The sequence below is a fragment of the Polyangium sp. y55x31 genome (assembly GCF_029946505.1).
Classification (GTDB): domain Bacteria; phylum Myxococcota_A; class Polyangia; order Polyangiales; family Polyangiaceae; genus Polyangium.
Window position 1 is genome coordinate 45,936 of record NZ_JARZHG010000037.1, and the last position, 18,655, is coordinate 64,590.

Annotated in this window: 17 protein-coding genes; 6 read left to right on the top strand and 11 right to left on the bottom strand. The window is 67.8% G+C overall.

The genetic code is table 11. The annotated features are described in order from the left end of the window. Nucleotides 1-5 precede the first annotated feature (5 nt). Genes QHF84_RS39995 through QHF84_RS40005 form a run of 3 tightly spaced genes read right to left on the bottom strand, consistent with a single transcriptional unit; the run spans nt 6 to nt 1,873 of the window. Nucleotides 6-911: a hypothetical protein gene (locus tag QHF84_RS39995; RefSeq protein WP_281318832.1), complete on the bottom strand. Its 906-nt coding sequence runs from the start codon at nt 909-911 to the stop codon at nt 6-8. Nucleotides 912-962: 51 nt separating this feature from the next. Then, nucleotides 963-1,403 carry a hypothetical protein gene (locus QHF84_RS40000; RefSeq protein WP_281318833.1) on the bottom strand — a complete coding sequence of 147 codons (441 nt, stop codon included), beginning with the start codon at nt 1,401-1,403 and terminating at the stop codon, nt 963-965. Next, a complete protein-coding gene (locus tag QHF84_RS40005; RefSeq protein WP_281318834.1) occupies nt 1,400-1,873 on the bottom strand; it encodes a GFA family protein in 474 nt (157 codons plus the stop codon). Before QHF84_RS40005 ends, QHF84_RS40000 begins: the two co-directional genes overlap by 4 nt. A 226-nt stretch (nt 1,874-2,099) precedes the next feature. Here QHF84_RS40005 and QHF84_RS40010 point away from each other — a divergent pair, with 226 nt between their 5' ends. Then, nucleotides 2,100-3,011, top strand: coding sequence for a LysR family transcriptional regulator (locus QHF84_RS40010; protein WP_281318835.1), 912 nt, complete (start codon nt 2,100-2,102; stop codon nt 3,009-3,011). A 42-nt stretch (nt 3,012-3,053) separates the two neighbouring features. Here the strand turns inward: QHF84_RS40010 and QHF84_RS40015 are convergent, their stop codons facing one another. Together QHF84_RS40015 and QHF84_RS40020 are read right to left on the bottom strand one after the other, a co-directional pair. Beyond that, nucleotides 3,054-3,728, bottom strand: a complete 675-nt coding sequence (locus QHF84_RS40015; protein WP_281318836.1) for a hypothetical protein — start codon at nt 3,726-3,728, stop codon at nt 3,054-3,056. 26 nt (nt 3,729-3,754) lie between these two features. After that, nucleotides 3,755-4,426: a hypothetical protein gene (locus tag QHF84_RS40020; RefSeq protein ID WP_281318837.1), complete on the bottom strand. Its 672-nt coding sequence runs from the start codon at nt 4,424-4,426 to the stop codon at nt 3,755-3,757. 116 nt (nt 4,427-4,542) lie between these two features. On the opposite strand from QHF84_RS40020, the gene QHF84_RS40025 reads away from it, so the two are divergent. Then, the gene (locus QHF84_RS40025) at nt 4,543-5,472 is read left to right on the top strand and encodes a class II glutamine amidotransferase (protein ID WP_281318838.1); all 930 of its coding nucleotides are present in this window, start codon (nt 4,543-4,545) and stop codon (nt 5,470-5,472) included. A gap of 37 nt (nt 5,473-5,509) precedes the next feature. On the opposite strand, the gene QHF84_RS40030 is transcribed toward QHF84_RS40025, so the two are convergent. Next, nucleotides 5,510-6,004, bottom strand: a complete 495-nt coding sequence (locus QHF84_RS40030; protein ID WP_281318839.1) for a hypothetical protein — start codon at nt 6,002-6,004, stop codon at nt 5,510-5,512. Between the two features lie 47 nt (nt 6,005-6,051). Next, complete coding sequence (locus QHF84_RS40035) at nt 6,052-7,161, bottom strand: PHB depolymerase family esterase (RefSeq protein WP_281318840.1); 1,110 nt, start codon at nt 7,159-7,161, stop codon at nt 6,052-6,054. Between the two features lie 186 nt (nt 7,162-7,347). On the opposite strand from QHF84_RS40035, the gene QHF84_RS40040 reads away from it, so the two are divergent. Both QHF84_RS40040 and QHF84_RS40045 read left to right on the top strand, forming a co-directional pair. Then, nucleotides 7,348-8,994 carry a fumarate hydratase gene (locus tag QHF84_RS40040; protein WP_281318841.1) on the top strand — a complete coding sequence of 549 codons (1,647 nt, stop codon included), beginning with the start codon at nt 7,348-7,350 and terminating at the stop codon, nt 8,992-8,994. A gap of 7 nt (nt 8,995-9,001) precedes the next feature. Continuing rightward, on the top strand, nt 9,002-9,760 hold the full coding sequence (locus QHF84_RS40045) for a hypothetical protein (protein WP_281318842.1): 759 nt from the start codon (nt 9,002-9,004) through the stop codon (nt 9,758-9,760). A 174-nt stretch (nt 9,761-9,934) separates the two neighbouring features. On the opposite strand, the gene QHF84_RS40050 is transcribed toward QHF84_RS40045, so the two are convergent. The 4 genes from QHF84_RS40050 to QHF84_RS40065 all read right to left on the bottom strand — a co-directional run bounded on the left by QHF84_RS40050 (nt 9,935) and on the right by QHF84_RS40065 (nt 16,427). Next, nucleotides 9,935-11,167: a hypothetical protein gene (locus QHF84_RS40050; protein WP_281318843.1), complete on the bottom strand. Its 1,233-nt coding sequence runs from the start codon at nt 11,165-11,167 to the stop codon at nt 9,935-9,937. A gap of 46 nt (nt 11,168-11,213) precedes the next feature. Continuing rightward, on the bottom strand, nt 11,214-12,485 hold the full coding sequence (locus QHF84_RS40055) for a hypothetical protein (RefSeq protein WP_281318844.1): 1,272 nt from the start codon (nt 12,483-12,485) through the stop codon (nt 11,214-11,216). Between the two features lie 182 nt (nt 12,486-12,667). Further along, complete coding sequence (locus QHF84_RS40060; RefSeq protein WP_281318845.1) at nt 12,668-15,919, bottom strand: UvrD-helicase domain-containing protein; 3,252 nt, start codon at nt 15,917-15,919, stop codon at nt 12,668-12,670. Nucleotides 15,920-16,049: 130 nt separating this feature from the next. Next, nucleotides 16,050-16,427: a hypothetical protein gene (locus QHF84_RS40065; RefSeq protein ID WP_281318846.1), complete on the bottom strand. Its 378-nt coding sequence runs from the start codon at nt 16,425-16,427 to the stop codon at nt 16,050-16,052. A gap of 76 nt (nt 16,428-16,503) precedes the next feature. On the opposite strand from QHF84_RS40065, the gene QHF84_RS40070 reads away from it, so the two are divergent. Together QHF84_RS40070 and QHF84_RS40075 are read left to right on the top strand one after the other, a co-directional pair. Beyond that, a complete protein-coding gene (locus QHF84_RS40070; RefSeq protein WP_281318847.1) occupies nt 16,504-17,712 on the top strand; it encodes an MFS transporter in 1,209 nt (402 codons plus the stop codon). A 21-nt stretch (nt 17,713-17,733) separates the two neighbouring features. Then, the gene (locus QHF84_RS40075; protein ID WP_281318848.1) at nt 17,734-18,630 is read left to right on the top strand and encodes a hypothetical protein; all 897 of its coding nucleotides are present in this window, start codon (nt 17,734-17,736) and stop codon (nt 18,628-18,630) included. The last annotated feature ends 25 nt before the right edge of the window (nt 18,631-18,655 follow it).

Below are 18,655 nucleotides of genomic sequence, written 5' to 3' on the forward strand. Positions count from 1 at the left end.
GCCGATCACCGCTTGGATACCGGTGGCCTCTGAAAGCGAACGTAGTCGAAGCGGCTGATGAGGTCCGGCACTCCGTCGGTGATGACGCGGTTGTGATAACGGTCGACACGATTGAAGATCAGGTCCCACTTCAGCGAGTCGTAGTCCGTGTACGCGATGAGCCCCACCTGAAGCGTTCGCGGCAGATCGGGACGCTCTTCCCGGCGCATGACGCGCCAGTCTTCCTTCTCCGCACGACGAAGAAGCGTGATGCGCGTGCCGGCGCGCGCAATGCGAAGCTCCACCCAGCCGATGGTTCGCGGGCTGAGCTCGAGCCGACTCGAGCTGTCTTTCGTATTCTTCGTCTCGAACTGAGGAACGCCGTCACCGTCGCCGCTCCCGGCCGTGATGAAGATCCAGTTCTCCGTGCCTTCCTTCCAATTCTTGCGCCCTTCATCGTGTGGTGCGCGAGCGAGCAGACCAGCAAGCGAATACCCCCGCGCTGGTACGTCTGCGGTCGCCCCCGTCACCAGCACGCGCGTCGTGACGATGAAATCCCCCGTCACCTTCTTGAAGAGGAACGGCGCGTGAAAGTCGCCGAACCAGAAGCTCGCATAGGGTTCCAAGGTGAGATTTCCTGGATCCGCCGTGTTGACGTCCAGCTTCTTGATCTCATTTGGCCACCCCTCCACGTCGCTCAGCTTTGCCCACTGCTGAAGCGTCGAAGCGTCCTCGAACTCGTCGCTCAGTAGCGCGAGGTCATCGCTACCTTGGGGTGATGAGTCTACGGCAAGCGCTTTCTCGTCAGCATGAACGTCCCACTCTGGCCCCACCCGTTCAACATGGCTAATGACGCAGCCACTGGCAAACGTCGCAGCACCAAGCGCGAGTGCGATGGAGGCAAGAACTTCTTTCTTGAACTTGGTCAGCATGTGGATTTTCCTCGCGAGCGGTTCAAGACCGAATGCGATTGTCGTGTGCGATCATGAAGAGAGGAGAGACACGACGCTCCTCGCGGTCGCCTTCGCTGATTGAGGGTTCTGGCCAGTCACCAATTTCCCGTCGACAACGACCTTCGATAGGAACGGGACGATATTCTTCTCGTACCGCGCGCCACGCGCGCGCATCTCCGCCTCGGCGTTGTAGGGCACCTTCGTCGCAACGCCGGCGAGTACTTCCTCACACCACGTTGGATCTGCCAAGCGCGCTTTGGCAGACGCGCCGAGAAACGGCCACGCGAGCGAACGGGGCTCGAGAGGTATCCGCCCTCCCTTCGGGCTCACCAAGCGCTGCTCGTAGCCCCGCGCGGCGAAGACGTCATAGGCATGCGTCAACTCCGAGAGCCACAATCCGGTCGGCGTCGACCGGCCGTCATAGTGGTCCACGTTGCTGACGACATGGAGAATGCGCTTGGTTTTGCTCATCCGCCACGTCCTCGGAACAGCCGCGTGAACAGTCCGCTGACGGCCATCTGGCTGCGTAGATAGCCGGTGTACTTGGGCAAATCGTCGGCGGCGTCGCTCAGCCTCCGATGGTAGAAAATGTGTATCGCAGGCGGCGGGAGGAGCTCCTGGCGTTCGAAGCTGAAGCTCGGAAGGAAGGCGAGCTTCGCCGGGCCGAAGCCAAAGAATTCGATCGCGGGCTTGCCGCACGTCCTGCAGAGCCCGCGGTCGATGTTCGGGGGCAGGCGGTACTTCTTGAACGCAATCTGGCTTCCGTCGTTCACTTCGACGTACCTGGCGCGATGCACCGTCACGTCGGCAAACGGCTTGCCGTTGTAGGCTTGGCAGATCGTGCAGTGGCAAAAGAAACGTACTGCCGGCGCTGCGCCAACCTCGAATTGGCAAGCGCCGCATTCACAGGTCGCTTGCTGTTGCTGAAGAGTCTCTGTCATGGCCGATGTCCGCTGTTTGGGGGAAGTCGAGTATCGGGTGTTGCACCTGCGCCGGGCGGCGGGAGCACGGGGACCCGGGAACGCGGGCGGCTGCGGACGCCCGCTTTGCGAGCGCGCTTGCAGGCTCCGAGGCTTCGCCGACGATGTCCTCTCGCTCTCTCCGACACGGAAGGACTTTGCGCTGAAGCTTCCCGATGAAGGAAGTGATATGATTTCATGCACCTCGATGAATCACGTGCATCGCTTCGACACGATGGACCTCAACCTGCTCCGCGTCTTCGAGGCCGTCTTCCGGGAACGCCACCTGACACGGGCGGCGCGAGTCCTCGCACTGAGCCCCTCGGCGGTGAGCCACGCGCTGCGAAGGCTCCGCGAGCACCTCGAGGATCCGCTCTTCGCGCGGGAAGGGACCGAGATGGTGCCCACTGCGACATGCCTGCGCATGGCGCCCGCGCTCGTTGAACAGTTGGCTCAGTTGCGCGGACTCCTCCATCGGTGGGGAGCGTTCGAGCCTTCCACGACGACGCTGATGTTTCGCGTCGGGATGCCCGACTCCATCGAGCCGATGCTCCTGCCTCAGCTCCGAAGCGCGCTCGCGAAGGCGGCTCCGCTTGCCACGCTGGCGAGCGTCGCGTACCGACGCTCAGCCATTGCGCGTGAGCTTGCGTCCAGACAGATCGATGTCGCCTTTGATGTCTACATGCCGGTCCACGAGCCGGTACGACATCGTCGCGTCCTGGACGACGACTTCTGCCTCGTCGTGCGAGATGGGCACCCCCTTCGGCGGAAGCTTTCGGTCGCGCAGTACGTCGCGGCGTCTCACGTCCTCGTGTCGAGCCGAGCGACGGGGCTCGTGCTCGAAGATCACGCGCTCTTGAAGCGCGGCATCGAGCGGCGCGTGGTGGTGCGCTGTCAGAGCTACGACTCGGCGTTCCGCGTGGTCGCTCATTCGGACGACGTGCTGACCGCGCCACGACGCTTGACGGGCGAGGTCGGGAAGGTCCACGCGCTCTCGCGACGCGCATTGCCGTTCAAGTTGCCACCCGTGCAGCTTCATCTCTACTGGCACGCGCACGCCGAGTCGGACCCGGCAAACGTGTGGCTCCGCAAGTTCGTGGAGGAGGTCGCCTCGGCCTGACGTTGGATGCGAAGGAATGCCGGACGTCCGTGGATCGGGACTTCAGGGCGTCCAGACAACCGCGATCGTCCGGCGTTGCTCGGCGCTCGTGGTGACGTTCCCGCCGGGGTTCGTCGAGAAAAGCGCGTCGCGGGTGGTGATCGTCCGGGAAGCCGACACCTCCAGCGCACAAGGAGCGAGGGGCGGGCCCGCGGGCGGTGGTCGAAGCTCGGCCTGCGTGATCACGAGCGTGCCCGTGTCCTCGTCGAGCGAGCGCGTGAGCGTGTCGATGCAATCGCCTTGCACCGAAATCACGACCTTGCCGCCTTCGGGATCGGGAGCCCAGGCGAGCGAGAGCGGGAGATCCTGCGTGAGGCCCTCGGCGGCGACGGTGAACGGGGGCGGAACCTCGACGACGACGCCGTGCACGTCACGATCGTTCTGCCGTTCGAGGTCGAGGAGGAAATCACCCGGCAGCGTATCGAGCTCTACCGAATAGATCGGGGCGCCATTGTTTTGCCCCTCGATCATCGGGCGGCGAGTCCCGCCCACCGTGACGAACAACGCGTCGCCGCCCGTGAGCTCCACCGTGCCGATGGGGCTGCCGACACGCACGTCGATCGCCGCCGCCACGCCGTCGTCGAGCGCCGTCACGCCGAGGAGCATGTCCCGCGTCGAGACCAGCTCCGAAACACGATCCGGATCGAGGCCACAGCCGGCGAGCGCGAGAGCGAGCAAGAGAAAAACGTTTGTCCCGGCGCGACTCATCGAAGCACCAATCCCGCCGTCGGTCCGAGCCAGTACGTACGGTACAAGCGCTCGGGATCCCCCTGTGTCACGTCGTCGATGCGCCCACGAAGGCCGAGATACCACCATTTGTACCCGCCCGTGATCTCGAGATCGTAGGAGCGCACCCAGCCGTCGTCCGGCGTGATGGGCGTGAACCGGAACGAGGTGAAAAATCGAATCGAGTTTTTCGGCTTGAGCGTGAGACGCGCGAGCAAGAGCGGATACCCCGTACCCCCGCGGCCGAGCCAAACGGGGCGCTCGAATCCGATGCCGCCGCCCGCGCCGAGGACGATCGAGCCATCCACGCTCCCCTTCCAGCGCGCGGGCGCGAACGCGACGGCGGCCTCGGTCACCACGTCGAAGTTGCTCTGCGGCGTGCCGACCAGGCCGATCTGCCCGAGCACGTCGTATCCGAGCCATTTCCAGGGAAACTCCGAGATGCCGACCCGCGCCCAGAGCCCCCAGCCGTTGTACGGCACGAGCGTGCCCGCCCCGACCCGCTGATCGCCCTGGAGATACGCGCCGTGCACCTCCATACGCCAGAGCGCGACGTGGGAAGGATCTCCGGCACGCGCGGGCGCCGAGCCCGTGAGAATGCATGCGAGCGTGAGCACGCCCGCGGCCCCCCCGATGAATCGTCGTCGCACCAGCACGCGTCCTCGCCCCTTCGTCGAGACGATACCACTTCCCGGCGAGGCCGGCTCGCGAACCCGCGTCGTTGGAGCTTGCAAGCGCGCGCGTCCCAGGCGACATCAGGTCTCCCATGTGCCGCGTCCTCGCCTACCTCGGTGAGCCGATCCCGCTCGAGGATCTGCTCTACAAGCCCGATGTCTCGTTCGTGAACCAGACCCATCAGGCCGCGTTTTACACCCGGCTGAACCTCGCGGGCTCGGGCCTGCTCGCATGGGACGCGCGCTCGGAGCGCCCGGATTTGCCCTTCGTTTACCGCAGCACGCAGCTCGCGATCTACGACCGGAATTTGCGCGCGCTCGCGGCGAAGGTGCGCGCGACGGCCCTGCTCGCGCACCTGCGCGGCGTGCCATACGACACGCGCGCCATCATCCACGAGCAGAACCTGCACCCGTTCCAGTTCGAGGGCGCCCGGCTCGCCCTCGCCCACAATGGGCAGCTCGCGCGGTTCGAGGAGATGAAGTTCGCGCTCCTGCCGAAGATCCGGCCCGCGCTCGCGCGCCAGATCCACGGGACGACCGACAGCGAGTGGTTCTACGCGCTCCTGCTCTCGCAGCTCCCCGATCCGTCCGCGGACCTCAGCGCGCTCGACATCGCCCGCGGCGTCACCTCCGCGCTGCGGATCGTGGCCGGGATCCGGCGCGAGCTCGGCATCCGCACGTTTTCCCCGATGAACCTCTTCCTCTCGGACGGCAACGACCTCGTCGCCGTCTGTTATACGTACGGGCTCGGGCATTACGACGGGCTCGGGGACGATTTCCACCCGCCGGAGGAGCGGGTGCTCCGCATCTGGTACACGATCGGAAAATCGTACGGCCTGTACGAAGGCGAATGGCGCATGCTCGCCGCGGACGAGGACGCGAGCTCGTGCATCGTCGCCTCCGAGCCGCTCACGCGGGATCACGAGACCTGGCACGCGGTGCCGCTCCAGCACCTCGTGTACGTGAAGCGCGGCGGCGATCGGCCGCCTTCGGTCGAGGTCGTGCCGCTCGACATCGAGTAGTCCTTCGCCCCCCGCTCCGCACGGTCGAGGGGGCGAATCAGCCGATGTGATGGTGCATCGCCCGCGCCTCGGCGATGTCCCAGGCGAGATCCTCGGCGGTGATCACCTGACCCGTCTTCGTCGCGATCTGCGGCACGAGCCACCGCGCCGCGTCCCCGATGTCGCCGAATTGCTTCTCCGGGTACCCGCGGGGCTTGAGGAGGCTCGTCGCCTTGCCCGCGCCGCGGAGGAGGGTCGACCGCATGCCTTCGCCCTCGATGACGACGGCGCGCGCGAGGACGTGCGGGGCCAGGAAGTCGTCGAGCTTGGCCATCTCGGCTTCGAGGCTGTCGGGGATGGCGAGACGCTGCGGCATGATGACGGCCACGAAGCCGAACGTCTTCGCCTCGTGATCGGACTCCTCGATGAGCCAGCGCTTCACGGCGAAGGCGCGCCGCACGCGGTCGAGGTTGAGCCTGCCCCAGACCGTCACGAGCACGTGGCCTCGCGTGGCGACGAGATACTCTTCGTCTGCGTCGAGGACCTGGAGCATCGCGATCCTTTATCCAGCCAAGACCACCCGCGTCAAGGGCGGAAGGGTCAAGGCATGGGGTGGGCCTCCAAGAAATCGAGTATGTAGTCCGTCGCAGCGAGGTCGCCCATTCCCGAGCCAGCCGGCCATTCGTGGGCGCCGCCGTCGATCGTGCAGAGCTCGACGTCGGCGCCCGCGTCGCAGCCCGTTTGGCGCTCGCAGCGCGCCTTGCCTTGCTCGTAGGTCGTCTGGGCCTCCGCGTTGCACCCATTCCGCGTGGTCCAACCTTCGATCGTGCCGGGAACCGTCTGCGCCGCCAAGGGAGTGGCGTACGGGACGATGATGTCGCCGGTGCCGTGGATGTGGAGGACGGGCACGGGCCGCGCGGGCACGCATTCGCTGATGGCCATGGTGCCGGAGACGGCGCCGATCGAGGCGATGCGATCGGCGAGCTCGCAGGCGAGGCGGTGCGAGAGCATGCCGCCATTGGAAAAACCCGTCGCGTGGATGCGCTTGGGGTCGACGCAGTAGTCCTCGGCGATGCGGTCGATCATGTCGCGCACGAACTGGACGTCGGGCGTGTTCTGGATCTGCGAGGTGCCGCAGCAGGTCCCCGCGTTCCAGGCCGGGACGCCGAACGGGGCCTTTCCGCGCGGGAAGACGACGATGTGGCCGCGCGCGTCGACGGCCTCGCCGTAATGCGTGCGGACCGCGAAGTCGTCGATCGACTCTGTATATCCGTGGAACGCGAGCACGAGGGTCACGGGCTTCTCGGGGTCGTAGCCGGGCGGGACGTGCACCCTGAAAGACCGCTCTTCGCCGCTCGTGGTGATCGTGATGTCCTTGTCGCCGGGAGGCATCGCGCTCTTGCCGACGCATGCCGCGGCGGCGCCGCCGCTTCCGCCTCCGCCGCCGCTGCCGCTGCCGCTGCCGCTTGCGCTTCCGCCGCCGCTGCCGCTTGCGCTTCCGCCTCCGCCGCCGCTTCCGCTTGCGCTTCCGCCTTCGCCGCCGCTTCCGCCTTCGCCGCCTCCGCTGCTCGCGCTTCCGCCTCCGACCGCGCCGCTCGACACCGCTCCGGTGATCGTCCCGCCGTTGCCTCCGCCGCCGAGCGATACCGATTCACCGCCGCCTCCACACGAGGCCGCGAGCAGGATCCAAGCCGAGATCCAAGCGCGCATGCATCGATGCTACCGCGATCGATCACGCGTTGTCTCGCGCGAGGCAGCTTCGCGATGTCTTCGAGGTACCCCGTTCCTTTGCAGCGTGGGTGCATGATGCAACCAGGCCGTCGATCGCTGCAATTGTCCGCCCCTTGCGAACGCGCCCTTGGCACACGCCTACCGCCTCGGGTACACCTTCGCCCGATGAGCGATTTCCAGTTCCAGGACATGCTCCCCCTCGGCAAGGACGAGACGCCCTACCGCCTCGTCACGACGGACCACGTCTCGACGATCGAGGCGGCAGGCAGGACGTTCTTGAAGGTCGAGCCGGAGGGGCTCTCGCTCCTCGCGCGGGAGGCCATGCGCGACATCGCGCACCTGCTCCGTCCGGGTCACCTCGCGCAGCTCGCGCGGATCCTCGAAGACCCGGAGGCCTCGGCGAACGACCGCTTCGTCGCGCTGGAGCTGCTCCGGAACGCGAACATCGCCGCCGGGTTCGTCCTGCCCTCCTGCCAGGACACGGGCACCGCGATCGTGATGGGCAAGAAGGGGCAGTACGTGCTCACCGAGGGGAGCGACGAGGCCGCGATCGCGCGCGGCGTCGCCGACACCTACCGCACGACGAACCTGCGCTACTCGCAGCTCGCGCCGCTCGACATGTACCGCGAGGTCAACACGAAGACGAACCTGCCGGCGCAGATCGAGATCTTCGCGACCGAAGGTGACGCCTACAAGTTCCTGTTCATGGCCAAAGGCGGGGGCTCGGCGAACAAGAGTTACCTCTACCAGGAGACGAAGGCGCTCCTGAACCCGGAGAGCCTGCTCGCGTTCGTCGAGCAGAAGATCCGCGCTCTCGGCACCGCGGCGTGCCCGCCGTACCACCTCGCCGTGGTCGTGGGCGGCACGAGCGCGGAGCAGACGCTCAAGGTCGCCAAGCTCGCGTCCGCCCGCTACCTCGACACCTTGCCCACCGAGGGCAACGAGCTCGGCCGCGGCTTCCGCGACGTCGAGCTCGAGCGGCAGATCCTCGCGATCACGCAGCACACCGGCATCGGCGCGCAGTTCGGCGGGAAATACTTCTGCCACGACGTCCGCGTGATCCGGCTGCCGCGCCACGGCGCCTCGTGCCCGGTGGGCATCGCGGTCTCGTGCTCGGCCGACCGGCAGGCGCTCGCGAAGATCACGAAGGACGGCATCTTCCTCGAGGCGCTCGAGCGGGATCCGGCGAAGTACCTGCCCGAGACGACGGACGCGGAGCTCTCCGGCGAGGTCCTGCGGATCGATCTGAACCGCCCGATGAGCGAGATCCGGGCCGAGCTGTCGCGGTATCCGATCAAGACGCGCCTCTCGCTCTCGGGGCCGATGGTCGTGGCGCGGGACATCGCGCACGCGAAGATCAAGGAGCGCCTCGATCGCGGCGACGGCATGCCCGGGTACATGAAGGATTTCATGGTGTATTACGCCGGCCCCGCGAAGACGCCGGAGGGATATGCCTCGGGCTCGTTCGGGCCCACGACCGCGGGGCGCATGGACGCGTACGTGGATCTCTTCCAGGCGAGCGGCGGGTCGTACGTGATGCTGGCCAAGGGCAACCGCTCGCGCGCGGTGACCGAGGCGTGCAAGAAGCACGGAGGATTTTATCTCGGCTCGATCGGCGGTCCGGCGGCGCGGCTCGCGAAGGATTGCATCAAGAAGGTCGAGGTGCTCGAATACCCCGAGCTCGGGATGGAGGCGGTCTGGAAGATCGAGGTCGTCGATTTCCCGGCATTCATCGTGGTCGACGACAAGGGGAACGATTTCTTCGCGGACATCGACGGGCCGAAAGGCAAGCGGCTCGACGTCGCGAAATAGGAGCACCGTGCGCGCCCAGACTCCGTACCGTGACGCTGATCCCCTGGGCGCGCTCGTCTCGGTGCACCCCGTCTCGATCGTCCAGCAGGGCATTCGTATCGGCGTGGGGCTCTTCTGCCTCCTGGTCGCGCTCGATTGCGCGGCCCTGCCGCTGTTCTTCATGCCGAAACACGAGGCGGTCGAGCCCCTGAGCCTGCTCATCTTCGGCGGGGCGGCGCTCGTCTTCGGCGCGCTCGGGATCTGGGCCTTCTCCCACTTCGTGCGGGCCCGCGGGCAACGCGTGGAGGTGCACGAGGAGGGGCTGCGCATCGGGCGCGGCAAGGACACGAGAGACGTGCGCTTTCACGACATCACGTCCGTGGGAGGCCTGTTCTGGGAGGCGCTCGGCGACGCCCCGCCCGAAGTTTCGGCGCTCTGGATCGACGACCGCGCAGGCGACCGCATCCGGCTCCCCACGCCCATGCGCGACCCGTACGCGCTCGGCCGCGAGCTCTCGGCCCGCACGTTCGAGCATCGGCTGGAACAGGCCGAGCGGCGCATCCAGGAGGAAGGGCGCGCGTTTTTCGGGCGCTGCAAGCTCGACGAGCTGCGCCTCCACCTCGGCGAGGGGGACGCGGTCGCGCGGCAGGAGGTTCGTCGGGCAAAACTCTCGTCGCGGTGGATCGAGGTGCGGCTCGCGAGCGGCGGCAAGCGCCTCGTGCCGACGGAAGAGGTCCCCAACGCGGATGTCTTGCTCGTGATGTTGCGGCCCAAGGCCGAAGCCTGAGAGGGTGCTCCACAGCGTAGCGCCGGGGTTTCACCCCGGACCCGACGAGGGGCTGTCCGCCCCTCGACCCGGGACCAGGGCCAGCCCTGGACCTCTGATGCATCGACCGCGATGCGGTCGATGCACAGGCGCATGGGTTTTCATTCGCGACGCCTGTGGAACACCTTCTGAGCTTCAATCGAGCGAGATCGGATCCATGCGCTTCGCGGCGCGCTCGCGCGAAAGAGCCCGCGTTCGGCGTGCTTCGAGGGCTTTGGGGTCGTCCGAAAGGAAACGCTCGTTCGTCTGCGGGGGCAGCGGTCCTTTGCCTTTTTCCACGAGGCGCCCCTCATACCAGCGCCGATAGGTGTGCGTGCGGTAGGCGCGGTACATCGCGAGGCCGGCGATCACCGCGGCGACGCACCAGGCCTGGAACAACACCGAGCTTCCCTGCCCGAGCGCCGTCGCGATCGGGAAGCTCGGGACGCGCCGGAGCCAGATCTCCCCCTTCGCCCCCGGCGGCAGCTCCAGGTAATCGTCCTCGTCAATCTCGACGAGCCCGCCAAAACGGACCGTGCCCGGCGGTGATTCGTAACGCACGTCGACGGCGCGGTGCTGGGTCGTCTTCCCCTTGCCGTTGCTCCTCTCGTACGTCCGTTTGCCGAGGAGCGTCGCGACCACGCTCTCGCCGAGGAAGACACGCGCCCGGTAGGTGGCGAGCGGGACGTTCATGACGAACCCGAGGAACACCACCCACACGCACGTCCAGTAAAAGGCCCGCGCGCGGAGCTCGTGGCGGCGCGAGAGGCTCTCCGTGGAGATGTGCATGCCTTTTTGCGGCGAGGGCTTCATCGTGAAGCCCATCGTGGCGGCCTCGCGATATCCGGCGGTCTCCCCGATCCCCTCGGGATCCGGCGCCTTGTGGAGCCGCCCCTCCACTATCACACGTTCGCCCGGCAAAAGCTCGGCGCGCAGCTTTCGCCGCGACGAATGCAGCCATTCTTTTTGATCGAGCGTGTCGACGAGCAGCACGTCCTCGGGCGGCTCGACCCGGACGCGGGCGCCCGTGTCGTGACGCAGATAAAACGGCCGCGCGCGGGTCTCACGCTCCGTCTCCACCCATGAGTGCGTCTTGTTGTTGTTCTTGCCGGCCTGCTCGCTGCCCTCCTGCGTGATCGTCACCCGCACCGCGTCGGACTCGCCCTGCGCGAGCTCGACCGTTCCGGCGACGAACCGCGCCCCCTCGAAGAGGGGGGCCTTCGGCTTGATCACGGCGTCCGCCTCGACGGCCGCGCGGCGCGCGCGCCGGATCTCGCGCACACAGAACGCGATCACGAGGAGCATGGCGGCGTCGAGCGCGAAGACGCAGACGTACGACCACGGCGGCTCGATGTGATTGTTCTCGAAGACCTTGAAGATGGTTTCCAAGGGGACGCTCAGGAAAAAAGGCCCGGCGAGGGCGACGAGTCACCTGTCAACGGCAGGCGCCCACGGCGCCCACGACGCGCTTCCAATCCGGGGCGTTGAGCCGTCCGGGGAACCAGTGCACGTGAGCGTCTTTCTCCCCGATGTCGAGCCAGAGCTTGCCCACGGTGAACTCGTAATCGCGTTTCTTGGCCAGGTAATCGCGATCCTGGACCTTCGCCTTGCCGAGCTTGCCCTCGAGGCACGCGACGAGCGCCTCGCGGCGCTCCGGGAACGCTTTGGTCCCGTGCAGCGCGGCGGTCCGGAGCGTGCCCCCCTTCTCGTTGGGGTAGGAGAACTCGGCGTCCCGCAGGAGCGGGTGATCCACGGCGACGGTGACGCCAAGCTCGATGAACGTGAACAAGGCTGCGCCGGGGAACTTCTGGGTCAAGGTCGCGGCGGCCTTGTCGACGGTCGTCGTGAGGTCGATCGTCTCCAGCGCGGCGAAGGGGTGCGGCGCGCCGATCCAGCGGGCTTCCTCGGGGGTCGGGCCGCTGCCCGCGCCGAAGACGGCGTGGAGGACGAGCTTCCACATGGCGACGAGCTGCGTCTTGGCTTGCGCGCTCGTGCCGCCCACGCGCCCCCCCAGCACGGTGGCGGAGACGAGGCCCGTCTTCGCGTCGGTGTTCACGGCCACGAGGCTCGCCCAGTTCCAGCTCCCGTCCACGAGCCCACCGTGCAGGCGGCTCCCGAGGGCCTCGATCGCCTTGGGATCCGGCGTCGCTCCGGAGCGCTGCACGAGCGTGAAGCTCTGGGGAAACGCGGGCTCCTTGTCGTCGTACATGAACGAGATGCTCTGGTAGCGCGGGTGCGAGACGGACACGGCGAGCATGGAGCCCATGGGGTTTCCGGAAAGCGCCTTCGCGAGGTTTTCCCGGCTCTGGTCGATTCGAACGGCCGCGAGCTCCTGGGGCGTCTTGCCCGGCAGCACGGATGCCACGACCCCGCCCTTTTTCGAGGACCCCATGCTGCCGCCGAGCGCGATGAGGAGTCCGAGCACGAGCGAGCTGGCAAGCGAGACGCCCACCAGGAGGGCGATCCAGTTCGCGCGCGTGTTCGCGCGCAAGGTCTCTTCGTGATACGCGAGCGCCTGGTTCGACGGGGCCGGGAACTGCGGGGGCGGGATCCACTGCGGGGGCGGGCGGAAATCACGGGGGGTCTCGGCGGAGACCGTGCGGAGCAGGCGGCGTTCGCTGGTGGTCCCGCAGTAGCGACACTTCGTGAGCGCCGCGTCGGGCTTCACGTCGAGCGGCGCACCGCAGTGGCGACATTCGAGGATCATGGGCGGAGGGGAGGATACCACCAAGAAGCGGGAGCGGAAGCGCGTGCGTCAGCGGGGGAGGATCCATGCGGCGAGGCAGGCCCCTCGGGCGCGTCGACGTGCAGCGTCGCCCTGGAGCATGCGCCCATTCGCCAGGAGGGCGGCCGATGAATGACGACCGACGGTTCACCCCCAAGCCCACGTCAAAACAACGTGAGCTGCTTCCTCCGCGGATCCGGGGACTTCTTCGGTAGCTCGGCGCTCTCCTCGGTGAGGAGCCGCTCCTCGATCTCGCGCAGGAACGGCGAGGCCTCCGTCGCCACGGGTTTGCCATGACGCACGCGTTCACGCGTATACGAAAGGAACAGGCGCTCTCTCGCGCGCGTCATGCCCACGTAAAAGAGCCTTCGCTCCTCGGCCACGTCGGCCTCGTCCTCGCGGCCTTTGAATCGCAATGGCAAGAGGCCGTCCTCGCAGCCCACGACGAGCACCACCCGGAACTCGAGGCCCTTCGAGGCGTGCAGCGTGAGCAGCGAGATCCGATCCGCCCGCGGATCCCACGTATCCACCTCCACCTCGAGCGAAACCTCCAGGCGGAATCGCTCGGCGTCCTCGCCCGACCGCGCCGCGATCACGAGCAGCACCACGAGCGCCGCGTCGACGTCGGCCTCGCGGAACGACGGGGCCTCCTCGCCCTCTCCAGGCGGATTCGAGGCCACGTCCTCGGGCTCGTGCGGCGCCGCGATCTCCTCCCGCACGCGCGCCGCCGCCGCCTGTAGTGAAGGCGCGAGCGGCGCGCCCGGCGTGTGCGTCGCGACGAACGCCCGCACGATTGCCATCGCCGCGGCCCGCTCCAGCACCCGATCGTGCGTGCGCCTCTGAAACGGCATGCCCGAGCGACGCAGCGCCTCGACGAGCGCGTGGGCCTGCGCGTCGGTGCGGTACAGAATGGCCACGTCGCCGAAGGCGTGAGTCCCCTCCCCTTCCGCGGGCCCGACGCGGCCCGTATCCATCGAAAAGAGCGACGTGCCGCCGACGAGGCGCTCGATCACGTGCACGACCCACTCGGCCTCGGCGCGCTCGGTCCGCGCCTCGTGGATCACGATGCGGCTCCGATCCTCGACGAGCGGGCGGAGCACGCGCTCGCCGACCGTCGGCGAGGGCGCGATGACGCCGAGCGCGGCGTCCACGATCGTGCGTGTCGATCGATAGTTTTTCCCGAGGCGCACCACGCTCGCCGCTGGATAATCTTCCCGGAATCGAAAGAAGAACGAGACGTCCGAGCCGCGGAACCCGTAAATGGCCTGGTCCGGATCGCCGATCGCGCAGACGTTTTGCGCCTCGCCCGCGAGGAGCAAGAGGAGCCGGTATTGCCGTTCGTCCACGTCCTGGAACTCGTCGACCGAGACGTGCGCGAAACGTTCGCGCAAGGCCGCGAGCACGTCGGGGCGGGATTCGACGAGCTCGACCGCGAGCGTGACGAGGTCGTCGAAATCGACGAGGTTCCGCACGGCGAGCCCCTCTTCGTACGCGGTCCACGCGCGATCGAGGTCGCTGCCCGACGAATACTCCTCCGGAAACCGTTGCAATGCCTCGGCGCGCCGCGCCACGCGCCGCTTCCACCGCGAGATCGCCGCGCAAAGCTGCGTCGCTTTGCGCTCGGTGACGGAGAGCGCCTCGGCGACGAGGCCGACCCGCTCGCGCTCCCCCGCAATGCCGATCTCCGCGTGGTCGCCATGATCACGCAGGATCAGGAGCCCGAGCGCGTGGAACGTCATCGCTGGCACGCGCTCGCCGGCTTCGCCGAGGAGCACCACGAGCCGCTCGCGCATCTCGTCGGCGGCGCGGCGCGTGAACGTGATCGCCAGGATTCGCTCGGGTGGGACGCCTTGCTCCTGGACGAGGTGCGCAATGCGATGCGTGAGCGTGCGGGTCTTGCCCGTGCCCGGACCCGCGACGACGAGGAGCGGCCCCCGCACGACCTCGGCCGCCGCGCGTTGATCGGCATCGAGGCCGTCGAGCAACGATCGGGGCGTCTCCGGCGCCGTCGTCGGCTCGACACGCGGCGCGAACAGCGAGGCCTCCGGCTCGTCCTCCGCGGCTTTTTTCTTGCGGCCGGGTTTGTCCGCGGCGCGTGCCGGTTTCTTCGAAGCCGGCGCGGGGCTCGGCTCGTCCTCGAAGAGGAGCGCGACCACCGGCCGGCGCTTGATCTCGTCCGGCGTGAAGAGCCGGATCGTCCCATAAAGGCCGTCATAACCGGCCTCGCGGATCACGCGCCCCTCGCGCATCCGCGCGATCCCCTCCGACAGGAGCGACGACCCCGCCCGCGTGATGTCTTCGAGCGGGGCCTCCTGCAAAATGAAGAGCTCCGGCCCGAGCCGGGAGAGCAGCCCCCGGTAGCTCTGCTCGACGACCTGGCTCGACGGCCCCACGGACGAGAGCTCGGCGAGGACCTCCGGCAGCGGCACGACGCTGCGAAAATCGGGGGCGTTCTCCGGCCTGTATCCCTCGTCGCGGTCGGCGAGCGTCTCGACGCGGTTGAGCACGCCCACCGTGACGGGGCGCCCGCAGGTCGGACAAACCTCGCCGCGGGCGAGCGTCTCCGAGGGTTCGAGGCGCACGCCGCACGCCCGGTGCCCGTCGAGGTGGTATTTGCCCTCCTCGGGGAAAAACTCCATCGTCCCGACGAACCCCTCGCCCGTCTCCAGGGCGTGGCGGAGCGAGAAGTAATCGATCGGACCGTCGAAGACCGTGGTCTCGCGCCCGAGCTTCGGCGGCGAGTGCGCGTCCGAGCTCGACACGAGGCGGTAGCGGTCGAGCCGGGAGAGACGCCAGTTCATCGCCGGATCCGAGGACAAACCGGTCTCCAGGGCGAAGACGTGCGGGGCGAGGTCCCCGTAACACTCCTCCACCGCGTCGAACCCGGCCTTCGAGCCGAGCACGGAGAACCAGGGCGTCCAGATGTGCGCCGGCACGAGGTAACTGCCGGGGCCCGACGCGAGCACCATCTCGAGGAGGTGCCGCGAATCGAGGCCGAGGATGGGCCGGCCGTCCGCGTTCAGGTTGCCCACGCGGGCGAGGGACGCGACAAACCGCTCGGCCGCCTCGAAATCGGGCACGTACACGAGGTGATGCACCTTCCGAACGCGCTCGCCTTTCTTGTAGATGGTCGAGATCTCGACCGAGAGCATGAACCGCACGGTCCCCCGGCAAGGCCCTTCGAGCCGCGCCGAAACGGCCTGCTCGACATCGCTCTGCAGCCGAAAGAGCCCCGGCTCGGCCGGGACGAGCTGCCGCTTGAGCTCCGCCATCCAGGCCGGATGCGTGAAATCGCCCGTACCGACGACCGTGATCCCCTTCCGCCGCGCCCACCAGGCGAGGTGAAACAGGTCACAGTCCGAACTCGTGGCGCGAGAGTACCTCGAATGGACGTGGAGGTCCGCGTGGTATCGCATGTTTGTCCCTAGGGAACCCTTACGCCGCACCTAGCCGAGATCCACGGCCTCGTCAAGCCACGAAGGTTCGAAATGGTTTGGCACCTGGAACCCCAGGTTTGGCCCCATGGAACCGGGCGGGGCGGAGGTTTTACCGGAAGGACCTATCGATCCAGAACCAGAGCCCGGCGAACACGGCGGCGACGCCGAGGGCCAACACGAGGCGCGGCCGGAGCCGCTCGCCGGATTCGAAATGGTAATGGGGCAGGCCGATGATCAGGGCCACGCCGCCGAGCAGGGCGAAGCGGAGGAACAGCAAGGCCTCGCGATGGTTCCCGTCGGCGAGCCCGAGCGGCAAGGGCGCGAGGTGGAAAAACACGACGACACGAAACCATCGCTCCCCGCGCTCGGGCGAACGGAGCCCCCAGAGGAAGAGGCTCCACAGCGTGAGCGTGGCGAGGACGAGACCCGCATTCGCCATGGTCTCGAGCCGGTTGAGCCCCTCCCCGAGATTCGAAAGATCCACCATGCGGCCGACCGGATGATGGCCGGTTTTCCGCCGTTGTGAAAGGCCCGTTTCCCTGATACGCACGAAAGCGGTCCGGATGAGCGACGATCGATACCACCGCCGCCTGTTCGTGTTCCTCGGCGTGGCGAGCTTCTTCGAGGGGTTCGACACGTTCGCCCTCACCCAGCTCCTGCCCGCGATCCGCGCCGAAATGGGCCTCTCGCCGAGCGACGCCGGCTGGCTCGTCGGGGCCATCTGCGCCGGCGCGATCCTCTCCTACGGCCTCGTCCGGTACGCCGATCGTGCCGGGCGGCGCGGCGTCCTCGCCGTCACGATCCTCGGCTACGCCCTCTGCACCGCGCTCACCGCGCTCGCCCGCGGGCCCTTCACGTTCGGCGCCGCGCAGATCGCCGCGCGATTTTTCCTCATCGCCGAGTGGGCCCTCTCCCTCGTCGTCGCCGCCGAGGAGTTCCCGGCCGATCGGCGTGGCCTCTACATCGGCGTCCTCAATGCGCTGACCGGCGTCGGCGCCATCGTCTGCGCGGGGATCACGCCCGTCGTGCTGAAGTCGTCCCTCGGCTGGCGCGGCATTTACGTGCTCGGCACGGCGCCCCTCTTCTTGCTCGCCGTCGCCCGCAGATCCCTGCGCGAGACGCGCCGCTTCACCGAGCAGGTCGAGGGCACGAGCCTCGCGAAGCGGCCGTTCACGCAGATCCTCCTCCCGCCCCACCGAAACCGGATGCTCCTGCTCGCGGCCATCTGGATGCTCACGTACGCGTGCACCACGAACGCGATCACGTTCTGGAAAGAGCACGCGATGGGGGAACGCGGGTACACGGACGGGCGCGTGGGCCTTTACATCTCGATCGCGGCCGTCGCCGGGATGCCGCTCGCATTCCTCTCCGCGAAGCTGCTCGACGTCCTCGGCCGGCGGGGCGCCTCGGTCATCATTTACCTCTCGGTCGTGGCCGGCACCGTGGGCTGTTATCTCGCCGGCTCCCCTTCCCTCGTCCTGATCTCGCTCGTGCTCGCGATGGGCGGCATCACGGCGACGGGCTCCGTGCTCGCCGCGTACAACGCGGAGCTTTTCCCCACGGAGCTGCGCAGCGACGCTTTCGGGTGGTCGAACCACCTCTTCGGCCGCACCGCGCAATGCGTCACGCCCGTCCTCGTCGGGTACGCCGCTGAATCCGTGGGATGGGGCAAGGCCGTGTCTTCCACCGTCGTCTTCCCGGTGCTCGCCGTCGCCCTGATCCTCCTCACATTGCCGGAGACACGCGGTCGCGAGCTGGAGGATATCGCCTGAATCGCGTGCTATCGTGCACGCATGGCCGACGCGCCCGAATCCCCCGCGGAGACGAGCCCCCCCGGGCGAGGTGCATTCCCCATCCAAGCCTACGGCCCGGCCACGCGGGCACTCTCCGTGGCGCTGCGCCTCATCGCCCTCCTCAACGTCCTCTATGTCGCCGTGCATATCGTCCGCGATATCGTGACCGGCACGAGGACCGCGCCGCCGCTCGCCGTCGCTTTCGGCATCGCCTTGTTCTCCGGCGGCCCCCTGCTCCTCGCGGTGCTCCTCGGCCACAACTATCGAGGAAACGTCGAAGTCGGGCCCCACAGGCTCGCGCTCACGCTGCGCCGCGAGCGATTCGAGATTCCCTTTGATGCCATCCAGGCCATCCGTCCATGGCGCGTGCCGATCCCCGGCCCGGGGCTCCGGATCGTGCTCGGTTCGAATCGCTCGTTCCAGCGCCGCCTCGTGCTCCGTGATCCCGCGGGCTTGCTCGAAGCTCTCGGCGAAAAGCTCCCCGCGGCCAAATCCGCGCTCGATCACCCGGCTGTTCGTTTCGCCGACGCGCGGCGCGCGCTCGGGCGGCGCCGGTGGCCTTATTTCGTGGTGAAATACGGGCTCGTCCCGCTCGCCTTCGCGATCGTCCTTTTCCGCCTGCACCAGTACATCATGTATGGCGGCGCCTTCGGGCAATATCACCTTTTCGGCCTCGGCCCGTACCTCGCCGCATTCCTCCTCCGGTGGGTGGGCGTGTTCGGCGCCCTCGTCGTCTACGCGGGCCTCGTGCGGATCGTCGTCGAGGTGCTCTCGCTCGGCGCGACGTACCTGCTCCCGCGCCGCGCCAAGGGGCTGCGACGCGCGGCCGAGATCGTCGTGGACGTCGCGTATTTCGTCCTCATTCCGGCGTACGTCCTCGCTCACCTCCTCGCCTGATCCGGAGACCCCTGATACAATCGGG